Origin of the sequence: Streptomyces sp. NPDC127084 (assembly GCF_042724175.1) — a bacterium.
Classification (GTDB): domain Bacteria; phylum Actinomycetota; class Actinomycetes; order Streptomycetales; family Streptomycetaceae; genus Streptomyces.
On the sequence record NZ_JBHXFA010000004.1, the window covers coordinates 80,287 to 100,645 of the forward strand.

A 20,359-nucleotide genomic window follows, 5' to 3' on the forward strand; every position below is an offset into this window, starting at 1 on the left:
GCCGGAGGCCCCCTGCCCCCGCCGGGGCCTCCGGCGGGGGCGGGTAGAGCGTCAGAGCACCGCCACCGGCGCGACCGGCGTCCCCGTGCCGCCGACGAACGGTTCCGGGGTCGCCGACAGCAGGAAGGCATAGCGGCCCTCCTGGGCGCAGACCGCCGACAGCTCCTCCAGGTTCCAGTTCTGGCCCTGGAGCATGCCCATCTCCACCAGGTCCAGGGCGTGCACCGGCAGCCAGAGATCCTCGATCTCGGGCGGGAAGATCTCAAAGGTCAGCGTGTCGTTCGCGACGGCAGCCACATCGCGCGCGTGGAACCACTCGGGCGTACGCACCGAGAGGCCCGGCGACGGATGGGAGTAGGCGTGCTTGTCCCCGGCCAGATACGCCTGTATCTGCCCGGTCCGTACGAGCACCACATCGCCGGGCCGCACCCGCACCCGTCCGAAGTCCTCCGCCTCCGCGAGGTCCTCGGGAGTGACCGCGTGGTCGCCCGGTAGCCGGTCGACACCCTTGGCCCGTGCCACATCGAGCAGCACCCCCCGGCTGACCAGGGTCCGCACCTTCTCGATCCCGCTGAACCGCGCCCCGTCGTGGGCGGTGATCGTCTCGGCGGGACGCCCGTTGTAGATCCGGCCAGAGTGCGACACATGGGTGAGCGCGTCCCAGTGGGTTGCTGCCTGGAGCCCCATGGTCACGGTGTCGTCGCTGGCGGCGACCGTGCCGGGGCCGAACAGCTCCTGGTTGATCTTGACCATGGTGTGCAGCGGGTTCACCCGGCCGGGGATCATCCCGGTCTGCACCCCGTCCTGCTGGAGTGCCAGGGCCAGCGGCACCCGTTGGCCGCTGCGGACCTCGGTGACGGCGGCCCGCACCACCTCGTCCGTGATCAGGTTCAGCGTGCCGATCTCGTCGTCGGCGCCCCAGCGCCCCCAGTTGCTGATCCGTTTGGCGATGTCATGGAACTCCTGCGGTAGGGCCGACTGGGGCGGCACGGCGGGCTGGGACATGCGTGTTCCTCCAGAGCTCTAGGTCCAGGGCTCCCGGGTCTTGTGTTCGGGCGTCCGGCGGCCCATAAAATCTAACGGTCCGTCAGAAAATGCGGGAAGAGGTCGGCATGGGGAACTTCTTGGCAGGCAGGACGATCGCCGTGACCGGCGCCGGACGCGGTATCGGGCGCGCTGTCGCCCTCGCGTGCGCCGCCGAGGGAGCACGGGTCGTCGTCAACGACTACGGGGTCTCGATCGAGGGCGGCGCGCCCACGTCCGAGGTCGCCGAGGCCGTGGTCAAGGAGATCGAGGCGGCCGGGGGCCGAGCGGTCGCCGTCGCCGACGACATCGCCACCATGGCGGGCGGACAGCGCCTCATCGACACGGCGCTGGCGGAGTTCGGACGTATCGACGGGGTGGTCTGCGTCGCCGGCATCCTGCGCGAACGGATGTTGTTCAACATGTCCGAGGAGGAGTGGGACCCGGTCGTCGCAACCCACCTCAAGGGTACCTTCACCGTCTTCCGCGCCGCATCCGCAGTGATGCGCAAACAGGGCGGCGGCACCCTCATCGGCTTCACCAGCGGCAACCACCAGGGCTCGGTCGCCCAGGCCAACTACTCGGCCGCCAAGGGCGGGATCATCTCCCTCGTCCGCAGCGCCGCCCTCGGCCTGCACAAGTACGGGGTCACGGCGAACGCGGTCGCGCCCGTCGCGCGCACCCGGATGTCGGCCAACGTCCCCATGGAGCTCAAGGAGATCGGCGAGCCGGAGGATGTCGCCGCACTCGTGGTGTACCTGCTCTCCGACCGGGCCCGGGACATCACCGGGCAGGTCTACACCATCGCCGGCCCCAAGATCGCCGTATGGGCGCAGCCGCGTGAGCTGCGCGCCGGATACGCCGAAGGTTCCTGGACCCCCGAGAAGATCGCGGACTTCCTGCCGGGGACCGTCGGCACCGACCCGATGCCGATGCTGGCGCAGTTGGAGGCCATGGCGAAGGCGGCGGCGTCCGGCGACCGCCCCAACACCTAGGGGGCGGCCATGGACTTCGCGTTCGGCCCGGACGACGAGGCCTTCCGGGCCGAGGCCCGCCAGTGGCTGGCGGACCATCTCACCGGCCCGTACCGCACCGCCGGGGGCGGACCTGGGCGGGAGCACGAGGACACGGCGGTACGGCTCGCCTGGGAGCGCGAGCTGGGCAGCCACGGCTGGATCGGGCTCGGCTGGGAGTCGGCCGACCACGGCAACCGGCGTGCCACGCTGACCCAGCAGGTCGTCTGGGCCGAGGAGTACGCCCGCGCCCGCGCGCCCGGTCGGCTCGGGCACATCGGAGAGAACCTGCTCGCACCCACCCTGATCGCCTACGCCGACAAGGAGCAGCAGGCCCGTTACCTGCCGGGTATCGCACGCGGTGAGGAACTGTGGTGCCAGGGGTACAGCGAGCCGGGCGCGGGCTCCGACCTGGCGTCGGTCCGTACCACGGCCGTCGTACGGGACGGCGGCTACCGCGTGTCCGGCCAGAAGATCTGGACCTCGCTCGCGAAGGACGCCGACTGGTGCTTCGTCCTGGCCCGCACCGAACCCGGCTCCGCCCGCCACCACGGGCTGTCGTTCCTGCTGGTGCCGATGGACCAGCCGGGCCGTATCGACGTGCGGCCCATCCGGCAGATGTCCGGCACCAGCGAGTTCAACGAGGTGTTCTTCGACGGCGCCCGCGCCGCGGACGTGGTCGGCGGCGAAGGCAACGGCTGGCAGGTCGCGATGGGGTTGCTCGCCCTCGAACGCGGAGTCTCCACCCTCGTCCAGCAGATCGGCTTCGAGGAGGAGCTGCGCCGGGTGATCGACTTGGCGGTGGGCAGCGGGGCCGTGGGCAGCGGTACGGCAGCCGGGGACCCGGTGCTGCGCCAACGGCTCATCCGCCAATGGGCCCAACTGCACACCATGCGCTGGAACGCCCTGCGCACCCTGGGCGGCGGCGGGGACGGCTCCGGCGCCCCCAGCGTCGCCAAACTGCTGTGGGGCGGCTGGCACCAGCGGCTCGGCGAGCTCGCGGTCGAGGTGCGCGGAGCCGCTGCCGCATCCGGCCCCGGCGCCTGGACGCCGGACTACGAACTCGATGAACAGCAGCGGCTGTTCCTCTTCACCCGCGCCGACACGATCTACGGCGGCTCGGACGAGATCCAGCGCAACATCATCGCCGAGCGGGTGCTCGGCCTACCCAGGGAGCAGCGGTGAGAGGTGTCGTCTTCGACGGCCGGCGGGCAGAGGTGGCCGACGATCTGGAGATACGGGAACCAGGCCCCGGCGAGGTGCGGGTCGCCATCGCCGCTGCCGGGCTGTGCCACAGCGATCTGTCCGTCATCGACGGCACGATCCCCTTTCCCGCGCCCGTCGTACTCGGCCACGAGGGCGCGGGCACCGTGGAAGCGGTCGGCGCGGGCGTTGCTCATGTCGCTCCCGGTGACCATGTGGCCCTGTCCACGCTGGCCAACTGCGGGGCCTGCGCGGCCTGCGACCAGGGACGGCCGACGATGTGCCGCAGCTCGATCGGCCGGCCCGACCAGCCGTTCAGCCGTGGCGGCCGGCCGCTGTACCAGTTCGCCGCCAACTCGGCCTTCGCGGAGCACACCATCGTCCGGGCCGTCCAGGCGGTGAGGATCCCCACGGGCATCCCGCTCACCTCGGCGGCCGTCATCGGCTGCGGTGTGCTCACCGGCGTCGGGGCCGTACTCAACCGTGCCAGGGTCGGCATCGGTGACACGGTCGTCGTCATCGGCACCGGAGGCATCGGCCTCAACGTGCTCCAGGGCGCCCGGATCGCGGGCGCGCTCACGATCGTCGCCGTCGACACCAACCCGGCCAAGGAGAAGACCGCCCGCCACTTCGGCGCGACCCACTTCCTCGGTTCGGTGGCGGACGTCCGGGAGATCCTTCCCGACGGAGCCCGGCATGTCTTCGAGTGTGTCGGCCAGACGGCACTGGTCCGCCAGGCGATCGACCTGCTCGACCGCGGCGGCCAGGCGGTGCTGCTCGGTATGCCCGCGCCGACGGCGGAGGCGTCCTTCCTTCCCGCGGCGATGTTCCTGGACAAGGCGGTCCTGGGCTGCCGCTACGGGTCCTCGCGGCCACAGCACGACATCGCGCTGTACGCCAGGCTGTACGAGGAAGGACGGCTGCTGCTGGACGAGCTGGTGACGCGTACGTACCCGGTGGAGGACTTCGCGGTGGCGGTCGAGGACGCGGAGCAGGGCCGGGTGGCGCGCGGTGTGCTGACGTTCTGAGGGCGCGATCCCACCGTGGCCCGTGAACGCCGCCACGAAGGCGGGCCGTTCCGGGCCACTCCGGCCGAAGTGCCCGACTACCGCGTCGTGCTCATGGTCGCGGTCGCGGTCGCGGTCGCGGTCGCGCGGAACGTACGCCGGTAGCCCGTCGGCGTCACCCCGAGTGCGCACAGCAGGTGCTGCCGCATCGACTGGGCCGTACCGAAGCCCGCGTCCCGCGCCACCTGGTCCATCGGCAGATCCGTGCTCTCCAGCAGTTGCCGGGCGCGCTGCACACGCTGCTGGGTGAGCCATTGCCCAGGGCTGACCCCGACCTCCTCGCGGAAGCGGCGGGTGAAGCTGCGCACCGACATGGACTCCCGCCCGGCCAGGTCGCGGAGCTGGATCGGCTCATGGAGGCGGTCGAGCGCCCACGCGCGGGCGGCGGACGTGGTGGCGAGCTGGGGCTCGGGTACCGGGCGCTGGATGTACTGGGCTTGGCCGCCGTCGCGGTGGGGCGGTACGACCGTGCGGCGGGCCACGTCGTTGGCGACCGCCGACCCGTGGTCGCGGCGCACGATGTGCAGGCACAGGTCGATGCCCGCGGCCACCCCGGCGGAGGTGAGTACGTCGCCGTCGTCGATGAAGAGGACGTCCGCGTCGACCTCGATGGCGGGGAACAAGCGCTGGAAGTGCTCGGCGTGCCACCAGTGCGTGGTGGCGCGGCGGCCGTCCAGATGGCCGGCGGCGGCGAGTACATAGCCCCCGGTGCAGATCGAGACCAACCGGGTGCCGGGCCGCAGTCGGCCGAGGGCCGCGGCCAGTTCGGGGGTGAGCCTGCCCTCGTCGTACACCGGGCCGAGTTCGTATGAGGCCGGTATGACCACTGTGTCCGCGGTGGCGAGCGCTTCGGGACCGTGGCTGACGAGGATGTCGAAGTCCGCGTCGGTCCGGACTGCTCCCGGCGGCCGGATCGAGCAGGTGACGACCTCGTACAGCTTCCCCCCGCCGGGGTCGGTGGCGCGGCCGAAGATGCGCTGGGGGATGCCCAGCTCGAAGGGGATGCAGCCGTCGAGCGCGAGGACGACGACGCGGTGCGGCTTCGGCTGCCGCGGTTGCCGGGCGTAGGTCATGGCTCGATGGTACAGAGTCGGCTGGCCCGATCGTATCGAATGCTGTCCTTCGGGCCACTCGATGGTGGGCAGCGCCGCGTGGATGCTTGGTGACGTGACCCAGACAACCCAGACAAGCGATCTCCCCGCGGCCCCAGAGGCCCACGAACGGCCCGTGCTGCCGCGCCGGACTCCGCGAATCCACCGGGCCTGGTTCGTCGCCGCCGTGGCTTTTGTGACGATCATCGGAGCTGCGGCCTTCCGCTCACTTCCGAGCCTGCTGATAGACCCCCTGCACCGGGAGTTCGGCTGGTCTCGCGGCACCATCGGGCTCGCGGTGTCCATCAACCTCGCGCTGTACGGGCTGACCGCGCCGTTCGCCGCCGCGCTGATGGACCGGTACGGGATCCGCAAGGTGGTCGCCGCCGCGCTCACCGTCATCGCCGTCGGCTCGGGCCTCACCGTGTGGATGACGGCGGCCTGGCAACTGATGCTGTGCTGGGGAGTGCTGGTGGGGCTCGGCAGCGGTTCGATGGCGCTGGCCTTCGCCGCCACGGTCACCAACCGCTGGTTCACGAAGCGGCGTGGTCTGGTCACCGGCATCCTCACGGCCGCCGGGGCCTCCGGGCAGTTGGTCTTCCTGCCGCTGCTCTCCTGGATCGTCGAGGAACACCACTGGCGCCCCGCCGCCGTCACCGTCGCTCTGGCCGCCCTGGTCGTGGTCCCCTTCGTCTGGCTGCTGCTGCGGGACCACCCCGCGGATGCGGGACTCCCGCCGTATGGTGCCGAGGAGTTCGTCCCCAAGCCCGCCCCGGTCCCGGGCGCCGCCCGCCGTACGCTGAGCGTGCTGTTCTCGGCCGCCCGTACCCGTCCCTTCTGGCTGCTGGCCGGTACGTTCGCGATCTGCGGAGCGTCCACGAGCGGCCTCATCCAGACCCACTTCGTCCCCGCCTCGCACGACCACGGCATGCCCGTCACGGCCGCGGCCTCGCTGCTCGCGGTGATCGGGGTCTTCGACATCTTCGGCACGATCGCCTCGGGCTGGCTGACGGACCGCTACGACGCCCGCCGGCTGCTGGCGGTCTACTACGGCCTGCGAGGTCTGTCCCTGCTGTTCCTGCCGATGATGCTGGGCCCGTCCGTGCAGCCCCCGATGGTGTTCTTCATCGTCTTCTACGGACTCGACTGGGTGGCGACGGTGCCGCCGACGATCGCCCTGTGCCGTGAGCACTACGGAGACGACTCGCCGATCGTCTTCGGCTGGGTGCTGGCCTCCCACCAGGTCGGCGCGGGGATCGTCGCCTTCGCGGGCGGGGTGATCCGGGACGAGTCCGGTGAGTACGACATCGTCTGGTTCGCCGCGGGTGCGCTGTGCGCGGTCGCCGCGCTGATGTCCCTGGTGATCAGGAAGCGCCGAGCCGCGTCGCAGCCGCTGGTGACGGCGGCGTGAGGGGGCGCACCGAGGCCTCGGGCCGCGGACCCCGGCCCCCGACTCCTCGCCCCCTGCCGTGCCCGGGACTCAGACTCGGATCACCCGCACGCCGGGGAAGGCGGCGATGATGTGGATGACCTCGCCGTCGTCGGTGACCTCGAGAGGTGTGGGGCCGGCCACGAAGCGGGCCGGCACACCCGGCTCATCGAGCTCGGACACGTCGATACCTGTGGGTTTGTTCATACGGCGAACGTACGGCTCCCCGCCCCTGCTCTCCGGCGCTTGGCGTCCCACCACTCGAACAGGTGACCATGCGGACCGGTGTTGCCGTTGGCCTATGCCAGGAACCGTCCGAACCGCCCCTGGTGGAACAGCAGCGGCTCGCCGTCCCGCTCAGCGCCCAGTGCCTCCACCCGTCCCACCACGATCAGATGGTCCCCGCCCGTGTGCACCGCCTGGATCGTGCAGTCGATCCAGGCCGGTACGGAGTCCAGCCTCGGCGACCCCGTCACCGGCGCCGGACGGTGGCCGACCCCGGCGAACTTGTCGGCGCCGCTCACCGCGAACGCCCGGCACAGCTCGCCCTGGTGCGCGCCGAGTACGTTGACGCAGAACGCCCCAGCGCGGGCGATGCGCGGCCAGCTCGTGGACGTACGGGCCACCATGAAGGCGACCAGGGGCGGATCGAGCGAGAGTGACGCGAAGGACTGGCAGGCGAATCCGGCAGGCCCGCCGCCCTCGCCCGCCTCGCCGGCGTCGTATGCCGTGATGACGGTGACACCGCTCGCGAAATGCCCGAGCACGCGCCGGAACTCGCCTGGATCGACCGGGGCCCGTTCGTCCGCGGCCACCGCCCTGAGTGCGGGGCGGGGCATGGCGGCGTACGGTTCGGCGGCGCCGGTCGACCTGAGATAACGGACGGCGGTGGCCGCCATCGCTGCGTGACCCATCACACGTTTCATTGAAGCTGACGAACCGTCAGATGTGAACCCCCGGAGCCCTGCCGCAAATGCCGACGCGCCGTGCGGCAGGTGCGGCCTGGTCGCGGGGTGCGCGACCGGGGCTCTGGGACACTGAGGGCTGCCCGGGCAGACCAGAGCGTGAGATGTGGAGACGGTGGCGGCCGCAGTGGAATCAGAACACTCCTCCCTGTTCATCAAGGTGTGCGGACTGCGGACCGAGCAGGACGTCGACACGGCCGTCAACGCCGGTGCCGACGCGATCGGCTTTGTCTTCGCCGAGAGCGCGCGCCGTATCGACCCGGACACCGCGCGGCGGCTCGCCCTGCGCGTACCGGACCGGATCATGACGGTCGGAGTGTTCCGCGACCAGCCGCTGGACGAGGTGCGCGGACTGCTCGACGCGACCGGGATGCGCGGCGTACAACTGCACGGGGACGAGGGCCCCGCGTACTACGACACCCTGCGGCCTTCCGGGCTGACCCTGATCCGGGGCGCGGCCGTACGCGGCGATGTGCCGCGCTTCGGTGAACGGGGCGAGGACATCCTGCTGCTCGACGCGCCCGTGCCCGGCGCGGGCGAGACCTGGGACCGGGCCGGGAAACCGCTCCCCGGCCCAGGCGAGAGGTGGCTGCTCGCCGGAGGGCTCGATCCGCTCAATGTCGCGGACGCGGTGCGTTCGGCGCGGCCGTGGGGTGTGGACGTGTCCAGTGGGATCGAGATCAGCTGGGGTGTGAAGAGCCCGGAGCTGATCGAGGCGTTCGTCCGCGCGGCACGCGGCACGGAGTAGATGTCACATATCCGGGCCGTACGTCGTCCCGGTGGATGACGGCGCTCCACCGGGGAGCGTCCGCCCGGGGAAGGGACAGCGCGCGATGACCACGATTCTGGTGACCGGCGGTACCGGAACGCTCGGCCGGCTCGTCACAGAGCGGCTGCGCGCCGCGGGACACGACGTGCGGGTGCTGAGCCGGCGATCTCAGCCGTACGCCGTGGACCTGCGCGAGGGTACGGGGCCGCTGGCCGAGGCCGTCACCGGCGTGGACACGATCGTGCACTGCGCGAGTTCGCCGCGCGGCGGTGACGAGCGGGCGGCGCGCCATCTGATCGACGCCGCACACCGGGCCGGTGTCAGGCACCTGGTGTACATCTCGATCGTGGGAGTCGACCGGGTGCCGCTCGGCTACTACCGGACCAAGCTGGCCGTCGAGAAGCTGATCGAGGAGTCGGGAATCGGCTGGACCGTGCTGCGCACCACGCAGTTCCACGAGTTCGTGCTGGAGTTCCTCGAGCGCGCGGGGAAGTTGCCGGTCATGCTGCTGCCCGCGGGACTGTCGGACCAGCCGATCGAGGTGGGGGAGGTCGCCGACCGGCTCGTGGAGCTCGCGAACGGACCGGCGCCCGCCGGACGCGTCCCGGATATGGGAGGGCCCGAGGTCCGTACGCTGCCCGAGTTGGCCCGGGCCTATCTGCGCGTGAGCGGACGGCGGCGGCCCCTGCTGAACTTGCCCTTGGCGGGCAAGGTGTACCGGGGATTCAGGGACGGCGGGCATCTGACGCCGGAACGGGCCGTGGGTGAGGTCACGTTCGAGCAGTACCTGGCGGGGCGTTCGAGGCCCCGCGCCTGACCTGCGGTCCGGGCCCACGGCGTTCGGCACCCAAGTACCGGGAGCCTGCGCCGAGGCCGGTGCAGGGACAGCGCCGGGGCGGGTGCCCGTCGAGAAGATTCCGAATATTCATTCCCTACCTCTTGGCCTGTAGCCCAATCAACCTGGAAGCTGCGGTGGACACGTCAAAGTGACGCGTCTCACCCCCGCAGGCTCCAGGAGGACTTGGTGCTGAAGAGCGCAAGAATCCGCAGGGTTCCGCTCGTCGTCTTGGGGGCGATCACCCTGGTGATCGCCGTCCCGAACGTGGCTTTCGCCGCCCCGCCGCCCGCGTTGCCGACCAACGCGGACGCGCTGGACCGGACGTTCCAGCCGGGATACGACTACGACACCGACGGCTGCTACGCGGTGCCCGCCATCGGCCCTGACGGTTCCATCAATGGCGGTCTGAAGACCACCGGGTCCCTCAGCGGTGGCTGCCGGGACGCTGCGGACCTCGTCAACACCAACGGCTACTCGCGCTCGAAGTGCAACAACGGCTGGTGCGCCATCATGTACAGCTCCTACTTCGAGAAGGACCAGACCATCCCGGGCTGGGACCCGTTCGGTCACCGGCACGACTGGGAGCATGTCGTGGTCTGGGTACAGGACAACCAGGCGAAATACGTCGCCACCTCCGCCCACGGGGACTTCAACGTCTACCCGCGCGACCAGATCCGCTGGGAGGGTACGCACCCGAAGATCGTGTACCACAAGGACGGTGTATCCACCCACTGCTTCCGTGCCGCCAACTCCAACGACGACCCGCCGGAGAACCACCAGCGCACCTGGCAGTACCCGGCGCTGGTCGGCTGGAACGGCTATCCGGCGGGCCTGCGTGACAAGCTCGTCGCGGCGAACTTCGGCAGCGCGCACTTCGGGATCAAGGACGGCAGCTTCGAGAGCAACATCGCGGAGGCGAAGCCGTCGGGGATACCGTTCAACCCGTATGCGTGAGCGATAGCGTGAGCGGCGTCGATCTCGCGGCGCGACACGGCGCGGGTGCTCGGGTACTCAACCGCGCGCCCGCACCGTGAGATCGACCGTCCCTTCCCGCCTGGGCCGGGGCCCAAGGCCCTACAGCCCCCGGTATCTCGGCACTCGCCGTTCCACGAAGCTCGCGACGCCCTCGTTCGCGTCGCTCGTGGTCATGTTGATCTCCTGAGCAGCGGCCTCCGCCGCGAACGCCGTGGCACGGTCGGCGTCCAGTGAGGCGTTCACCAGCTCCTTGGTGAGGGCCAGCGCCCTCGTGGGGCCCTGGGCGAGGCGCTCCGACCACTCGCGGGCGGTCTTCTCCAAGTCGCCAGCCGCCAGCACCCTGTTGACCAGACCCAGCCGCTGCGCGTCCACCGCCGACAGCGCGTCGCCGAAGAACATCAGCTCCTTCGCCCGCTGCGGGCCCACCAGCCGTGGCAGCAGATACGCCCCGCCGCCGTCCGGTACGAGGCCGCGGCGTACGAACACCTCGATGAAACGGGCCGATTCGGCGGCCAGCACCAGATCGCAGGCGAACGCCAGATGCGCGCCGATTCCCGCCGCCGTACCGTTCACCGCGGCGATCACCGGCTTCTCGCAGTCCAGCACGGCCGCGATGAGGCGTTGTGCGCCGCGCCGGATCGTACGGGCCACGTCGCCCGCCACCCGTTCGCCCTCGCGCGCGGGCGCTCCGCGCAGGTCCGCGCCCGCGCAGAAGCCCTTCCCCGTCGCCGTGATGACCACGGCCCGTACACCCGGGTCGGCGGAGGCGTCGGCCAGCAGGGCGATGATCCGCTCACGCTGGTCCCAGGTGACGGCGTTCATGGCCTCGGGCCGGTTCAGTGTGATCCAGGAGACGCTGTTGTCGGTACGGTGCAGCACCGTGTCCGCGACGCTGTCGGCGTTCACCGGTACACCGCTTTCGCCGTCGGCGCTCATCGGCACACCGCCAGCGCGTCCAGTGCCACCGCGCCCTGCCCGCGCGGCAGCACCATCAGCGGGTTGATGTCCAGCTCGGACACGTCCCCGCCCAGCTCCAGCGCCATCCGCTGGACCCGCAGCACCACCTCGACCAGTGCGTCCACATCCATCGGTGGCCCGCCTCGCACCCCGTCCAGCAGGGCCCGTCCGCGCAGTTCGGCGAGCATCGAGCGGGCCTGGTCCTCGCCGAACGGCGGCACGCGCACCGCCGAGTCCCGCAGCACCTCGACCAGGATGCCGCCCAGGCCCACCGTCACCGTCGGGCCGAACAGCTCGTCCTGGGTGACGCCGACGAACATCTCGACGCCCCGCTCGACCATCTGGCAGACCAGGACGCCGTCCAGCGCGATGTTCTCGTAGCGGGCGATGTCGGTCAGCTCGCGGTATGTGTCACGGACCTGGCTGGCCGAGGTCAGCGCGACCTTCACCAGCCCCAGTTCCGTCTTGTGCGCGAGCTGCGGCGCCGACGCCTTCATCACCACCGGATAGCCGACCAGGCCCGCCGCCCGCACCGCCGCCGCCGCGCTGGTCACCAACTGCTCGCGCGGCACCCGTATCCCGTACGCCCGCAGCAGTTGCTTCGCCGCGTGCTCGCTGAGCCGGTGGCCGGGTCGCAGCAGCGCCTCCGCCTTGCGGAAGGAGGGGGAGAGGGAGCGAGGGGCCTCGTCGAACGGAGAGCGGTAGAAGGCCGTGAAGCGGTGGTGGTCGAGATACGCCTTCACCGCTGTGACGCAGTTGCGGAAGGTGCGGAACGTGGCCACCCGCGACGAGCCCAGCAGCGTCGTTCGGTATGCCTCCTCCGTCCCCACCGGCGAACCCCACACCACGCACACCAGCTTGTCCGTCGCCTCCGCCGCGTCCACCAGGTCCTGCGCCAGCCTGTCGCTCATCGGCGGGAACGGGCCGGTGATCGGGCAGATCAGCACCCCGACCGCCGGATCGGCGAGTATCGCGTCGATGATCTTCCGGCCGCGCCAGTCGCCGACCGGATGGCCGCCGTTGTCCACGGGGTTGGCGACGTTCAGGTACTCCGGTATCCACTGGTGCAGTTCGTCCTGCTTGGCGGCGGACAGTGCCGGCAGCCGAAGCCCGGCCTCCGTGGCCAGGTCCGCGAAGTGGGCGCCGGTGCCGCCGGAGATCGAGTACACGACGACACCGTCCGCACGCGGTGTACGGGCCCGCGCCAACAGGGCGGCGGTGTCCTGTAGTTCGTCGAGCCCGTCGACCCGTATCACCCCGTACTGCCGCATCGCCGCGTCCACCACCTGGTCCGCGCCGGTCAGCTTGCCGGTGTGCGAGGCGGCGGTGCGCGCGCCCGTCTCGGTGCGGCCCACCTTCACCGCCACCACCGGCACACCGGCCCGCGCCGCCCGGTCGGCGGCGAGCAGGAAGGAACGCCCGTCCTTGAGCCCCTCCACATAGCAGGCGATCGCGCCGACCTCGGGCCGTCCGGCGAAGTACGAGAGGAAGTCGGCGGTCTCCAGATCCGCCTCGTTGCCGGTCGGCGCCCAGTGGGAGAGCCGGATGCCCAGCTCCTGGAGGGTGAAGACGGGCCGGCCCTGGTGACCGGACTGGGTGATCAGCGCGATGGCGGGCCCTTCGAGGTCGTCGCGGAACTTCTCGAAGGCATTGAGGTTGGTGTTGGGTCCGAGCAGCCGCAGCCCGGACCGCTCGGCGGCGGCGGCGAGCCGCCGCTGGGCGGCCGCCCCCTCCTCGCCGGTCTCCGCGAAGCCGGAGGCGAAGGCGACCGCGAACCGCACCTTCGCCTGGCCGAGTTCCTCGATCACCGGCAGCGGGTCGGCGACCAGCAGCACGGCGAGATCCACGGCCTCCGGTAGCCGGGCCACGGACGCCGCGCACGGCAGTCCGAACACCGTGGTCCGGTGCGGATGCACGGGGTACAGCCGGGCGCCGACGCGGTCGGCCCAGGCGATGAGCTGCCGGGTGATACCGGTGTTGGGTCGCCCTTCGGCGTCGGACGCGCCGATGACGGCGACCGATTCGGGCCGGAAGAACCGGTCGAGATCCGGTACGGGCGCGTACAGCGGACGCCCGCTGACATCGAGGTCGCCCTCGCTCGCGGCGGTACCGTGGACGGTGGGTCCTGGCTGCTCCCCGCAGGCCACGACGCGGGCGCGGAGATCGGTGGTGAGGCTGCCGTGGGTCGATCCAAGCATCGCTACGCCGCTCCTGCTCGTCGTCGTCCGGTAGAGCTGTCTGACGCACTGTCAGATTAGCTGAACTGGCTGCACGTCAGGAACAGTTGTGCAGCGCGGGCGCGGAGCAGCCCACGGTCCCCGACGCCCCGATGACCCGGCGCCTCGACGTCTCTGAGCCCTACGGCGCCTTCGCTGTCTCCCGCGCCACCCCCGCGTCCTCTTTCGCCGCGAGACGCCCGAGCCTCTTCGCGATCTTCCGTGCGTCGATGCCGAGTTCACGCAGCATCCCGCTGATCGGGTTGGTGAAGCCCGTGAAGTACAGCCCGGGCGCCTCGTGCGCCGCTCGACCCCGTTTCGTCCGGCGGCCCACCACCGGCCGCCCCCGGTCGTCCAGTACGCCCAGATGCCCCACCAGGTCCTCGAGCCCGCGCCGGTAGCCCGTCGCCGCGATCACCACGTCCGGTGCGATCCGGCTGCCGTCCGCCAGCACCACCTTGCCCCCCTCGAACGACTCCACCGCCGCCACCGGCTCCACCCGCCCCTTGCGTACGGCGTCGATGAGACCCACGTCCAGCACCGGCAGGGCGCCCTGCCCGGCGCGGGAGCTGAGGCCGGTGCCCGGCCGGGGCAGGCCGTGCGCCGACAGGTCGGGCACCGAGACCCGGGATATCGCCCGCGCGGCCAGGTCCACCAGGTGGACCGGCAGCCTGCGGGAGAGCACGGCGGCGCGCTGCGCGGGCCAGCCGAGGACGGAGCGGCGCACGATGTGCGGGGCGGTGCGGACGGACAGGCGTATGCGCGCGGCGTCGCCCGCCGCCAGGTCGGCGGCTATCTCGGCGCCCGTGTTCCCCGCCCCGACGACCAGTACGTCCTTGCCCGCGTACGGGCCGGGCTCGCGGTACGCGGACGCGTGCAGCAGCTCCCCCGGAAAGGACTCCCGGCCCGGCCAGTCCGGCAGGCGCGGCGTGTGGTTGAAGCCGGTGGCCACGACGACCGCCCGCCCGGTGAGCCGCCGCCCGCCGGTCGCGTGCAGCACCCAGTCGGGGCCCGCGGGCTCCACACGGGTGACCGCCACGCCCGTGATCAGCTCCAGCTCGTGGAACTCCGCGTACTTCTCCAGGTAGCGGACCACGTCGTCGCGTGCCACCCACCGGCCGAACGCGCGCGGCATCGCGAGTCCCGGCAGGGATGACAGCCTCCGGGTGGTGTGCAGCCGCAGCCGGTCGTAGTGCCCGCGCCAGGAGGCACCGACGGACCCGGACTTCTCCAGTACGACCGCGCGCACTCCGCGCTCCCGCAGCGCGGCGGCGACGGCGAGCCCGCCGGGTCCCGCGCCGATGACGTACACGGGCCGGTCGTCCGTGAAGTCGTTCGCACGTGCGAAAGCGGCGCGTATGGCATCGTTCATGAACGCCGAGCGTAACGGCCCGGTCACCTGATGGGTCTCGGACGAGACGGGAATCGATTGCGAATCGGTCACGGGCGTCCGTCCCGGACTCTTGCGCCCGTACCAGCCCATCCGCTGAACTGATGCATCGTCAGATTCTTTGGTTCGGCGGAGGTCCGCAATGATCGAGATCGACGACTTCACGCGTACGTACTGGGAGGCCGCGGCCGACGGCCGGTTGCTCGTCCGGCGCTGCGGGGCCTGCGGTGCGGCCCACCACTATCCGCGCGAGTTCTGCCCGCACTGCTGGAGCGAGGACGTGGGCTGGGAGCGGGCGAGCGGCCGGGCCACGCTCTACACCTGGTCCGTCGTCCATCGCAATGACCTGCCGCCGTTCGCGGACCGTACGCCCTACACGGCCGCGGTGGTCGACCTCGCCGAAGGGCCGCGGATGATGACCGTGGTGGTGGACTGCCCGGAGGTGGAGCTGCGGGTGGGGATGGAGCTGGAGGTGGCCTTCCGCGAGGACGGTGGCGACGGGTTCGCGGTGCCGGTGTTCCGGCCGTGGCGGCCTACCGCGCCGTCCGCTTGAGCCACTCACGCGCGAGGATCGCCCAGACCTGCTTGTCGTGGCGCACGCCCTCGTACGGCCAGGACTCGCGCAGCGTCCCCTCCAGCGTCATACCGAGCCGCCTGGCCACCGCCGAGCTGCGGTCGTTGTCGGCCCGGCAGTACCACTCTGCCCGGTGCAGCCCCCGGACCGTGAACGCCCAGTCCAGCAGGGCGCCGCAGGCCCGCGTGACCAGCCCGTGGCCCTCGCTCGCCGGCTCCAGCCAGCACCCCACCTCACAGCTTCCGGTATCGGCCTGGAAGCTGGTGAACATCACCCCGCCGACCAGCACCCCCTCCCGCCAGATGCCGTAGAGGCGGCCGCCGTCGCCGGCCTGCCGCTCGGCGTACCGCCCGAGCGTGGCCCGCGCCCCGTCCACATCCGTGGTGACGAACCCGGCACCCACCCACGGGCGGATGTGCTCCCGTGCCCGGTCCAGATGTGCGGCGAACTCCTCGGCGTGCCAGACCTCCAGCGGGCCGAGGTGGGCGTCGTCGCCCAGCGGCAGCGAGAACATGGTTGCCTCTCCGTTTGCATAACAAGTGTTATGGCAACGTACCGTGGGGTCATGCCCCGCACCAAGGGAGATCACGAGGCCCGCAGACGCGATGTCTCCGCAGCCGTCTGGCAGGTGATGGCCACCCGCGGATTCGCCGGTCTGACCCTGCGCGCCGTCGCGACCGAACTCGGCGCGACCACCGGCCTGCTCACGCACTACTTCCCCACCAAGCGCGCCCTGGTGGAACACGCCCTCGACCTTCTCGAACAGCGCACCGCCTCCCGGCCCCGCCGCCACGCGGACAAGGGCGGTGAGGGCCGCGGGGGACTGGCCGCCGTACGTGACGCACTGCTGGACATCCTGCCGTTGACCCCGGAAGCCACCGACAGCAACCGGATCTGGGTGTCCTCCTGGGACGCCGCACTCTCCGACCCCGAGCTGAGCGTCGACTACGCCCGCAAGTACGAGGAGGGCCGTGACCGGCTGAGCCGGCGGGTGGCGGCGGCCCAGGCAATCGGCGAACTGCCCCCCGGCGACCCCTCGGACATCGCCGCCCGCGCCCAGTCCTTCGTACTCGGCCTGGTGGTCCAGGCCCTGTTCGACCCCGCGGCGTTCCCACCGCGGCGGCAGGTCCAGCTCCTGGACGAGTACCTGGCCGCTGCCGCGTACGTGCCCGAGTCCCCGCCGGGGGAGCACTGAGGGCGGTGGCGCCGGGAAGCCGGTACCGCGCTGCTCCGACGAAGCCCGGAGGAAGACCTCAGGAGGCCGGGGCGCGCGGGTCATCGAATTCGGATGCGGCGCGACCTTGAGTCTGAGATGGTCTCGCGCTGTGAACAGTGATGATGTGCTCATTCGTCGTGCGGGCAGCCCCGACGCGGCGGGCGCGGCTGACGTATGGCTGCGCTCCTTCACCGCCGCACTGCCGTCGGTGCGCCGCGCGCACGACGATGACGAGGTCCGCTCCTGGTTCTCGTATGTGGTGGTGCCGCAGTACGAGACGTGGGTGGCGGTCGCCGAGAGCGGCGTGGTGGGGCTCCTGGTACTCGACGGCGGGGAAGTGGAGCAGCTCTACCTCGATCCGGCGTGGCGCGGACGCGGCCTGGGTGACCGGTTCATGGACCTGGCCATGCGACAGCGGCCGGACGGCCTGGCGTTGTGGACTTTCCAGGTCAACGAAGCCGCGCGACGCTTCTACGAGCGGCACGGCTTCGTCGCGGTCGAGCACACGGACGGGCTGCGCAACGAGGAACGCGAGCCGGATGTCCGTTACGTCTGGCAGCCTCGCGCGCAGGGCTGATCCGCACCACACCGGTGGTCGTTCACGTCCGGGGCAGCGGAACCTCCGCGTCCTCCTCCGCCGATTCCACGGCCGGCAGGCTGTCCATGAACGAGCTCACCGAGAAGACGGCGCGGCCGGGCCCGGGCTGCCCGTAGCCGGGGGGTGAGGAGAGGCCGAACTCGTCCATGGTCGCGCGGTACACCTCCAGCAGCCGGATGTGGTACTCCAGCGGCGCGCCCTGCGGGTTGGCCTTGCCGAGCGGGGTGGTCGGCTCAGGGCACCAGGTGGTGAAGCGGGGGGTGATGCCGTGCGACATGAAGAAGCGCAGACCCTCGGCGGTGGAGGCGATGGCCTCGTCCACGGTGGTGAAGCCGGACGGTTCGGCCATCTCCACGCCCGCGACGAAGTTGGGGATCACGTTGCGGGCGCCGAAGACCTCCGCCGAGTCGAGGATCCGCTTGTGCCACTCGTCGCGGCCGACGTAGCGCTCCTTGCCGGGGCAGTACAGCTCGAAGAGCCGACGGTCCCAGACCTCGTAGTTGGGGTGGTAGATCTGGATGCCGTAGTCCTTGAACCGCTGGACGTCGTCCTTGGGCAGGGCCTGGGCGACGACCTTGCCGATCCAGCGGCCGGGGAAGTGCTCCTCGATGGCCTTGGCGTACCGGCCGTAGAAGTCCGCCTCGTCGCGTCCGCCGACGGTCTTGGTGATCGCGCCGCCGGTGAGGGTGTAGGCGGTGGACGCCTTGGCGGTGTCGTAGCGGTCGATGATCTCCAGGGCTTCGAGGACCTCGTCGACGTCCTTGACCCCGGTGTACGGCCGCCCGGCCGCCTTGTGCTGGCGCCAGTTGTGGTTGATGTCGCAGTACTGGCACTCCTCCTTGGCGCCGAAGTACTGGCAGACCCGGAAGACGGTCAGATAGATGAGGTAGCCCCACTGGATGGTGGGAGCCACCTCCATCACGGACTTCCCGTTGGAGAGGGTGTGCCGGTAGTACTCCGGCATGGGCGGCACGCCCACGTCCGCGATCCGCGCGCCGTCGAGGTAGAGCCCGAGCAGCCCCTCCTCGTCGGCGGCGACGCGGTACGGCGAGGACGGGTTAACCCGCACCGAGACGACCGTGCGCCGCAGGTCGTACGGCCCGCCGGTGAGGATGATCTCTTCCGGGGGCCGCCTGAGCGCGGCCTCCCCGAGCTCGGGCAGGGTGCCGTGGTCGAAGGAGAAGATGAAGTACGACTTCGGCTTGACCTCACCCCCCTCGTTGTCGGAGAGCGCGGACGCGTCGAAGGCGACCCCGCCCCGGAGCAGGTCCTCCTTGAAGACGGCTTCCCGCGGTACGTGCGGGAACCTCTCCATCAGATCCTCGACCAGCGCGGTGCGGCTGCCCATCCGTGTCTCCTCCCGGCTCAGGCTTTGGACCCCTCACCGTATGCCCCCCTCGGCACGGGTTGTGCCGCGGGCCTCGGGTCGAGGTGTGTCGACCCGATCGGCACGGATGTGTACGCCCGTGTCCTCCTCAAGCGGCGGCACTGACCCTGGCGCGTCACCCTCCGGGCGCCACGCACAACTGCGCGGTGACGACGGCGAACAGCAGCTCCGGATCCACGAACTCACCAGCCACCGGAGGACCGGCGGGCCAGGACAGGGGGTAGGTGTTGCCATGGGCGGCGGGAACGCCGACGTACTGGTCGCGGGCGCAGGGGCCGAAGGTGGCGGCGCCGGGCGGCCAGGGGTGGTCCTTGCTGGTGCCGGGCGGGATCAGGAAGTACGACCACCGGCCGCGCCACATCTCGCGCACCACCGGGCCGGGATGGCCGCCCGTGGCGTAGACGAGGTGGTGCAGCACGGCCTCTCCGCGCACGCCGCGTACCCGGACGGCGTCGAAGTGGACGCCGGTGAGCCGAAGTTGCACACCCGAAGCCGGTACCCAATCGGGGAGCTTTTCGCTGTTCATGCCCCCGAGCATTCCGGCGACTGCGTAACGTGACCAGGGGGACACGATCCACATCGGGCAGGTGTGGGAAGGACGGTGGTCGCGGTGGGGTCGGGCAAGGAACCCTCGCCCGCGCGCAAGCACGTGGGGACCCTGATCAAGCTGTTCCGGACGCTCGCCGGGATGACCCAGAAGGAGCTGGCAGACCGGCTGGTGATGTCGGAGTCGCTGCTCGGAGCGTACGAGCGGGCGGAGCGCATCCCGACGACGGAGTTCCTGGTGGAGGCGGACCGTGTGCTGGGAGCCGGCGGGGTGCTGGCGTCGTGTGTGGAGATGATGGACGAGGAGAAGTACTCGCCCAAGTCTCTGGACTGGCTGCGCACCACGCTTGAGGCGTTGAGCTACAGCGCCTACGAGAACATGGTGATTCCCGGCATGCTCCAGACCCCGGCCTACGCGCGGGCGCTGTACGAGGTGCGGGTGCCCGCTTACGAGCCGGAGGAGATGGACCGGCACGTGCAGGGGCGCCTGGAACGGCAGGCTCTGCTGGACCGCAAGCCGAAGCCGGTCCTCAGCTATGTCATCGAGGAGTCCGCGCTCCAGCGGCCGATCGGAGGCCGGGCTGTACTCAGGGAGCAACTGCTGCATCTGCTGGAGCTGGTACACATCAAGAGCAATCTGACAGTGCAGGTGATGCCGACCGAGCGGGAGGCGCACGCGGCGCTGTTGGGGGCATTCCAGTTGATGAGCCTTCCGGAAGGAAAGAACCTGGGGCACACGTCGGATTACGGTGGGGAAACCTTGATCTCCAAGCCCGAAGAGGTCAACCGGCTGATCGCCCTGTTCGGCACCCTGCGGGCCCAGGCGCTCAACCGCTGGGAGTCCGTGGCACTGATCGAGAGCATGGCGGCGGGATCGCAAGCCCCACCCTGGTCCGGTTCAGCGCAGCTACAGCGGCAATGAGGGCGGCGCGTGCGTCGAGGTCGCCGTCTGCCCCGGCACCGTCCACATCCGCGACTCCAAGGTCAGCGACGGCCCCACGCTCGCCGTCCCGTCCACCGCCTGGGCGGCCTTCCTCACGGCGGCGTCCGCGTAGCGGCGACGCCGCCCGAGCGCGACAGAGGGCGGGGGGGGGGGGCGCCG

21 protein-coding genes and 1 pseudogene are annotated in these 20,359 nt (G+C 71.0%); 12 read left to right on the plus strand and 10 right to left on the minus strand.

Annotation, left to right across the window (positions count from 1 at the left end):
- Nucleotides 1-51: 51 nt before the first annotated feature.
- The gene (locus tag ACFWI9_RS02245) at nt 52-1,005 is read right to left on the minus strand and encodes a cyclase family protein (protein WP_387158415.1); all 954 of its coding nucleotides are present in this window, start codon (nt 1,003-1,005) and stop codon (nt 52-54) included.
- Between the two features lie 107 nt (nt 1,006-1,112).
- Between ACFWI9_RS02245 and ACFWI9_RS02250 the strand changes: the two genes are divergently transcribed.
- Genes ACFWI9_RS02250 through ACFWI9_RS02260 form a run of 3 tightly spaced genes read left to right on the plus strand, consistent with a single transcriptional unit; the run spans nt 1,113 to nt 4,267 of the window.
- Nucleotides 1,113-2,018 (plus strand): SDR family oxidoreductase, encoded by a 906-nt coding sequence (locus ACFWI9_RS02250; RefSeq protein WP_387158416.1) that lies wholly within the window; start codon nt 1,113-1,115, stop codon nt 2,016-2,018.
- A 9-nt stretch (nt 2,019-2,027) separates the two neighbouring features.
- Nucleotides 2,028-3,221 (plus strand): acyl-CoA dehydrogenase family protein, encoded by a 1,194-nt coding sequence (locus tag ACFWI9_RS02255; protein ID WP_387158418.1) that lies wholly within the window; start codon nt 2,028-2,030, stop codon nt 3,219-3,221.
- On the plus strand, nt 3,218-4,267 hold the full coding sequence (locus ACFWI9_RS02260; protein ID WP_387158419.1) for a Zn-dependent alcohol dehydrogenase: 1,050 nt from the start codon (nt 3,218-3,220) through the stop codon (nt 4,265-4,267). Before ACFWI9_RS02255 ends, ACFWI9_RS02260 begins: the two co-directional genes overlap by 4 nt.
- A 77-nt stretch (nt 4,268-4,344) precedes the next feature.
- On the opposite strand, the gene ACFWI9_RS02265 is transcribed toward ACFWI9_RS02260, so the two are convergent.
- Nucleotides 4,345-5,379 (minus strand): GlxA family transcriptional regulator, encoded by a 1,035-nt coding sequence (locus tag ACFWI9_RS02265; protein WP_387158421.1) that lies wholly within the window; start codon nt 5,377-5,379, stop codon nt 4,345-4,347.
- A 94-nt stretch (nt 5,380-5,473) separates the two neighbouring features.
- Here ACFWI9_RS02265 and ACFWI9_RS02270 point away from each other — a divergent pair, with 94 nt between their 5' ends.
- Complete coding sequence (locus tag ACFWI9_RS02270) at nt 5,474-6,808, plus strand: MFS transporter (RefSeq protein ID WP_387158423.1); 1,335 nt, start codon at nt 5,474-5,476, stop codon at nt 6,806-6,808.
- 69 nt (nt 6,809-6,877) lie between these two features.
- On the opposite strand, the gene ACFWI9_RS02275 is transcribed toward ACFWI9_RS02270, so the two are convergent.
- Together ACFWI9_RS02275 and ACFWI9_RS02280 are read right to left on the minus strand one after the other, a co-directional pair.
- Nucleotides 6,878-7,033, minus strand: a complete 156-nt coding sequence (locus tag ACFWI9_RS02275) for a hypothetical protein (RefSeq protein ID WP_387158425.1) — start codon at nt 7,031-7,033, stop codon at nt 6,878-6,880.
- A gap of 92 nt (nt 7,034-7,125) precedes the next feature.
- Complete coding sequence (locus ACFWI9_RS02280) at nt 7,126-7,725, minus strand: flavin reductase family protein (protein ID WP_387158456.1); 600 nt, start codon at nt 7,723-7,725, stop codon at nt 7,126-7,128.
- Nucleotides 7,726-7,918: 193 nt separating this feature from the next.
- Between ACFWI9_RS02280 and ACFWI9_RS02285 the strand changes: the two genes are divergently transcribed.
- The 3 genes from ACFWI9_RS02285 to ACFWI9_RS02295 all read left to right on the plus strand — a co-directional run bounded on the left by ACFWI9_RS02285 (nt 7,919) and on the right by ACFWI9_RS02295 (nt 10,352).
- A complete protein-coding gene (locus ACFWI9_RS02285) occupies nt 7,919-8,539 on the plus strand; it encodes a phosphoribosylanthranilate isomerase (protein ID WP_387158427.1) in 621 nt (206 codons plus the stop codon).
- Between the two features lie 85 nt (nt 8,540-8,624).
- Entirely contained in the window at nt 8,625-9,377 is a 753-nt protein-coding gene (locus ACFWI9_RS02290; RefSeq protein ID WP_387158429.1) for an SDR family oxidoreductase, read from the plus strand.
- Nucleotides 9,378-9,584: 207 nt separating this feature from the next.
- Nucleotides 9,585-10,352, plus strand: coding sequence for an NPP1 family protein (locus tag ACFWI9_RS02295; protein ID WP_387158430.1), 768 nt, complete (start codon nt 9,585-9,587; stop codon nt 10,350-10,352).
- A gap of 120 nt (nt 10,353-10,472) precedes the next feature.
- Here the strand turns inward: ACFWI9_RS02295 and ACFWI9_RS02300 are convergent, their stop codons facing one another.
- From ACFWI9_RS02300 to ACFWI9_RS02310, 3 genes are all read right to left on the minus strand, one after another.
- On the minus strand, nt 10,473-11,309 hold the full coding sequence (locus ACFWI9_RS02300) for an enoyl-CoA hydratase/isomerase family protein (protein WP_387158432.1): 837 nt from the start codon (nt 11,307-11,309) through the stop codon (nt 10,473-10,475).
- Nucleotides 11,306-13,528 (minus strand): acetate--CoA ligase family protein, encoded by a 2,223-nt coding sequence (locus ACFWI9_RS02305; protein WP_387158434.1) that lies wholly within the window; start codon nt 13,526-13,528, stop codon nt 11,306-11,308. Before ACFWI9_RS02305 ends, ACFWI9_RS02300 begins: the two co-directional genes overlap by 4 nt.
- 160 nt (nt 13,529-13,688) lie before the next feature.
- Nucleotides 13,689-14,918: a flavin-containing monooxygenase gene (locus tag ACFWI9_RS02310; RefSeq protein WP_387158436.1), complete on the minus strand. Its 1,230-nt coding sequence runs from the start codon at nt 14,916-14,918 to the stop codon at nt 13,689-13,691.
- Nucleotides 14,919-15,078: 160 nt separating this feature from the next.
- Between ACFWI9_RS02310 and ACFWI9_RS02315 the strand changes: the two genes are divergently transcribed.
- Entirely contained in the window at nt 15,079-15,489 is a 411-nt protein-coding gene (locus ACFWI9_RS02315; RefSeq protein WP_387158438.1) for a Zn-ribbon domain-containing OB-fold protein, read from the plus strand.
- Here ACFWI9_RS02315 and ACFWI9_RS02320 read toward each other — a convergent pair.
- On the minus strand, nt 15,470-16,024 hold the full coding sequence (locus ACFWI9_RS02320; RefSeq protein WP_387158439.1) for a GNAT family N-acetyltransferase: 555 nt from the start codon (nt 16,022-16,024) through the stop codon (nt 15,470-15,472). The genes ACFWI9_RS02315 and ACFWI9_RS02320 overlap by 20 nt on opposite strands.
- A 51-nt stretch (nt 16,025-16,075) precedes the next feature.
- Here ACFWI9_RS02320 and ACFWI9_RS02325 point away from each other — a divergent pair, with 51 nt between their 5' ends.
- Both ACFWI9_RS02325 and ACFWI9_RS02330 read left to right on the plus strand, forming a co-directional pair.
- Nucleotides 16,076-16,705, plus strand: a complete 630-nt coding sequence (locus ACFWI9_RS02325; protein ID WP_387158441.1) for a TetR/AcrR family transcriptional regulator — start codon at nt 16,076-16,078, stop codon at nt 16,703-16,705.
- Nucleotides 16,706-16,850: 145 nt separating this feature from the next.
- Nucleotides 16,851-17,303, plus strand: a complete 453-nt coding sequence (locus ACFWI9_RS02330; RefSeq protein WP_387158442.1) for a GNAT family N-acetyltransferase — start codon at nt 16,851-16,853, stop codon at nt 17,301-17,303.
- 22 nt (nt 17,304-17,325) lie between these two features.
- Here ACFWI9_RS02330 and ACFWI9_RS02335 read toward each other — a convergent pair whose 3' ends face one another.
- Nucleotides 17,326-18,672 carry a radical SAM protein gene (locus tag ACFWI9_RS02335; protein ID WP_387158444.1) on the minus strand — a complete coding sequence of 449 codons (1,347 nt, stop codon included), beginning with the start codon at nt 18,670-18,672 and terminating at the stop codon, nt 17,326-17,328.
- A 154-nt stretch (nt 18,673-18,826) separates the two neighbouring features.
- Entirely contained in the window at nt 18,827-19,237 is a 411-nt protein-coding gene (locus ACFWI9_RS02340; protein ID WP_387158446.1) for a hypothetical protein, read from the minus strand.
- Nucleotides 19,238-19,321: 84 nt separating this feature from the next.
- Here ACFWI9_RS02340 and ACFWI9_RS02345 point away from each other — a divergent pair, with 84 nt between their 5' ends.
- Nucleotides 19,322-20,179, plus strand: coding sequence for a Scr1 family TA system antitoxin-like transcriptional regulator (locus ACFWI9_RS02345; RefSeq protein ID WP_387158448.1), 858 nt, complete (start codon nt 19,322-19,324; stop codon nt 20,177-20,179).
- Nucleotides 20,163-20,312, plus strand: a pseudogene (locus ACFWI9_RS02350) (DUF397 domain-containing protein); the annotation flags it as partial. The gene ACFWI9_RS02345 and the pseudogene ACFWI9_RS02350, both read left to right, overlap by 17 nt.
- Nucleotides 20,313-20,359: the final 47 nt, after the last annotated feature.

What these genes read in the sequence shown, in the direction of transcription:
- ACFWI9_RS02245 (WP_387158415.1), bottom strand. Translation starts at nt 1,005, where the DNA reads ATGTCCCAGCCCGCCGTGCCGCCCCAGTCGGCCCTACCGCAGGAGTTC.
- ACFWI9_RS02250 (WP_387158416.1), top strand. Translation starts at nt 1,113, where the DNA reads ATGGGGAACTTCTTGGCAGGCAGGACGATCGCCGTGACCGGCGCCGGA.
- ACFWI9_RS02255 (WP_387158418.1), top strand. Translation starts at nt 2,028, where the DNA reads ATGGACTTCGCGTTCGGCCCGGACGACGAGGCCTTCCGGGCCGAGGCC.
- ACFWI9_RS02265 (WP_387158421.1), bottom strand. Translation starts at nt 5,379, where the DNA reads ATGACCTACGCCCGGCAACCGCGGCAGCCGAAGCCGCACCGCGTCGTC.
- ACFWI9_RS02275 (WP_387158425.1), bottom strand. Translation starts at nt 7,033, where the DNA reads ATGAACAAACCCACAGGTATCGACGTGTCCGAGCTCGATGAGCCGGGT.
- ACFWI9_RS02280 (WP_387158456.1), bottom strand. Translation starts at nt 7,725, where the DNA reads ATGGCGGCCACCGCCGTCCGTTATCTCAGGTCGACCGGCGCCGCCGAA.
- ACFWI9_RS02290 (WP_387158429.1), top strand. Translation starts at nt 8,625, where the DNA reads ATGACCACGATTCTGGTGACCGGCGGTACCGGAACGCTCGGCCGGCTC.
- ACFWI9_RS02300 (WP_387158432.1), bottom strand. Translation starts at nt 11,309, where the DNA reads ATGAGCGCCGACGGCGAAAGCGGTGTACCGGTGAACGCCGACAGCGTC.
- ACFWI9_RS02305 (WP_387158434.1), bottom strand. Translation starts at nt 13,528, where the DNA reads ATGCTTGGATCGACCCACGGCAGCCTCACCACCGATCTCCGCGCCCGC.
- ACFWI9_RS02310 (WP_387158436.1), bottom strand. Translation starts at nt 14,918, where the DNA reads ATGAACGATGCCATACGCGCCGCTTTCGCACGTGCGAACGACTTCACG.
- ACFWI9_RS02315 (WP_387158438.1), top strand. Translation starts at nt 15,079, where the DNA reads ATGATCGAGATCGACGACTTCACGCGTACGTACTGGGAGGCCGCGGCC.
- ACFWI9_RS02320 (WP_387158439.1), bottom strand. Translation starts at nt 16,024, where the DNA reads ATGTTCTCGCTGCCGCTGGGCGACGACGCCCACCTCGGCCCGCTGGAG.
- ACFWI9_RS02325 (WP_387158441.1), top strand. Translation starts at nt 16,076, where the DNA reads ATGCCCCGCACCAAGGGAGATCACGAGGCCCGCAGACGCGATGTCTCC.
- ACFWI9_RS02335 (WP_387158444.1), bottom strand. Translation starts at nt 18,672, where the DNA reads ATGGGCAGCCGCACCGCGCTGGTCGAGGATCTGATGGAGAGGTTCCCG.
- ACFWI9_RS02340 (WP_387158446.1), bottom strand. Translation starts at nt 19,237, where the DNA reads ATGAACAGCGAAAAGCTCCCCGATTGGGTACCGGCTTCGGGTGTGCAA.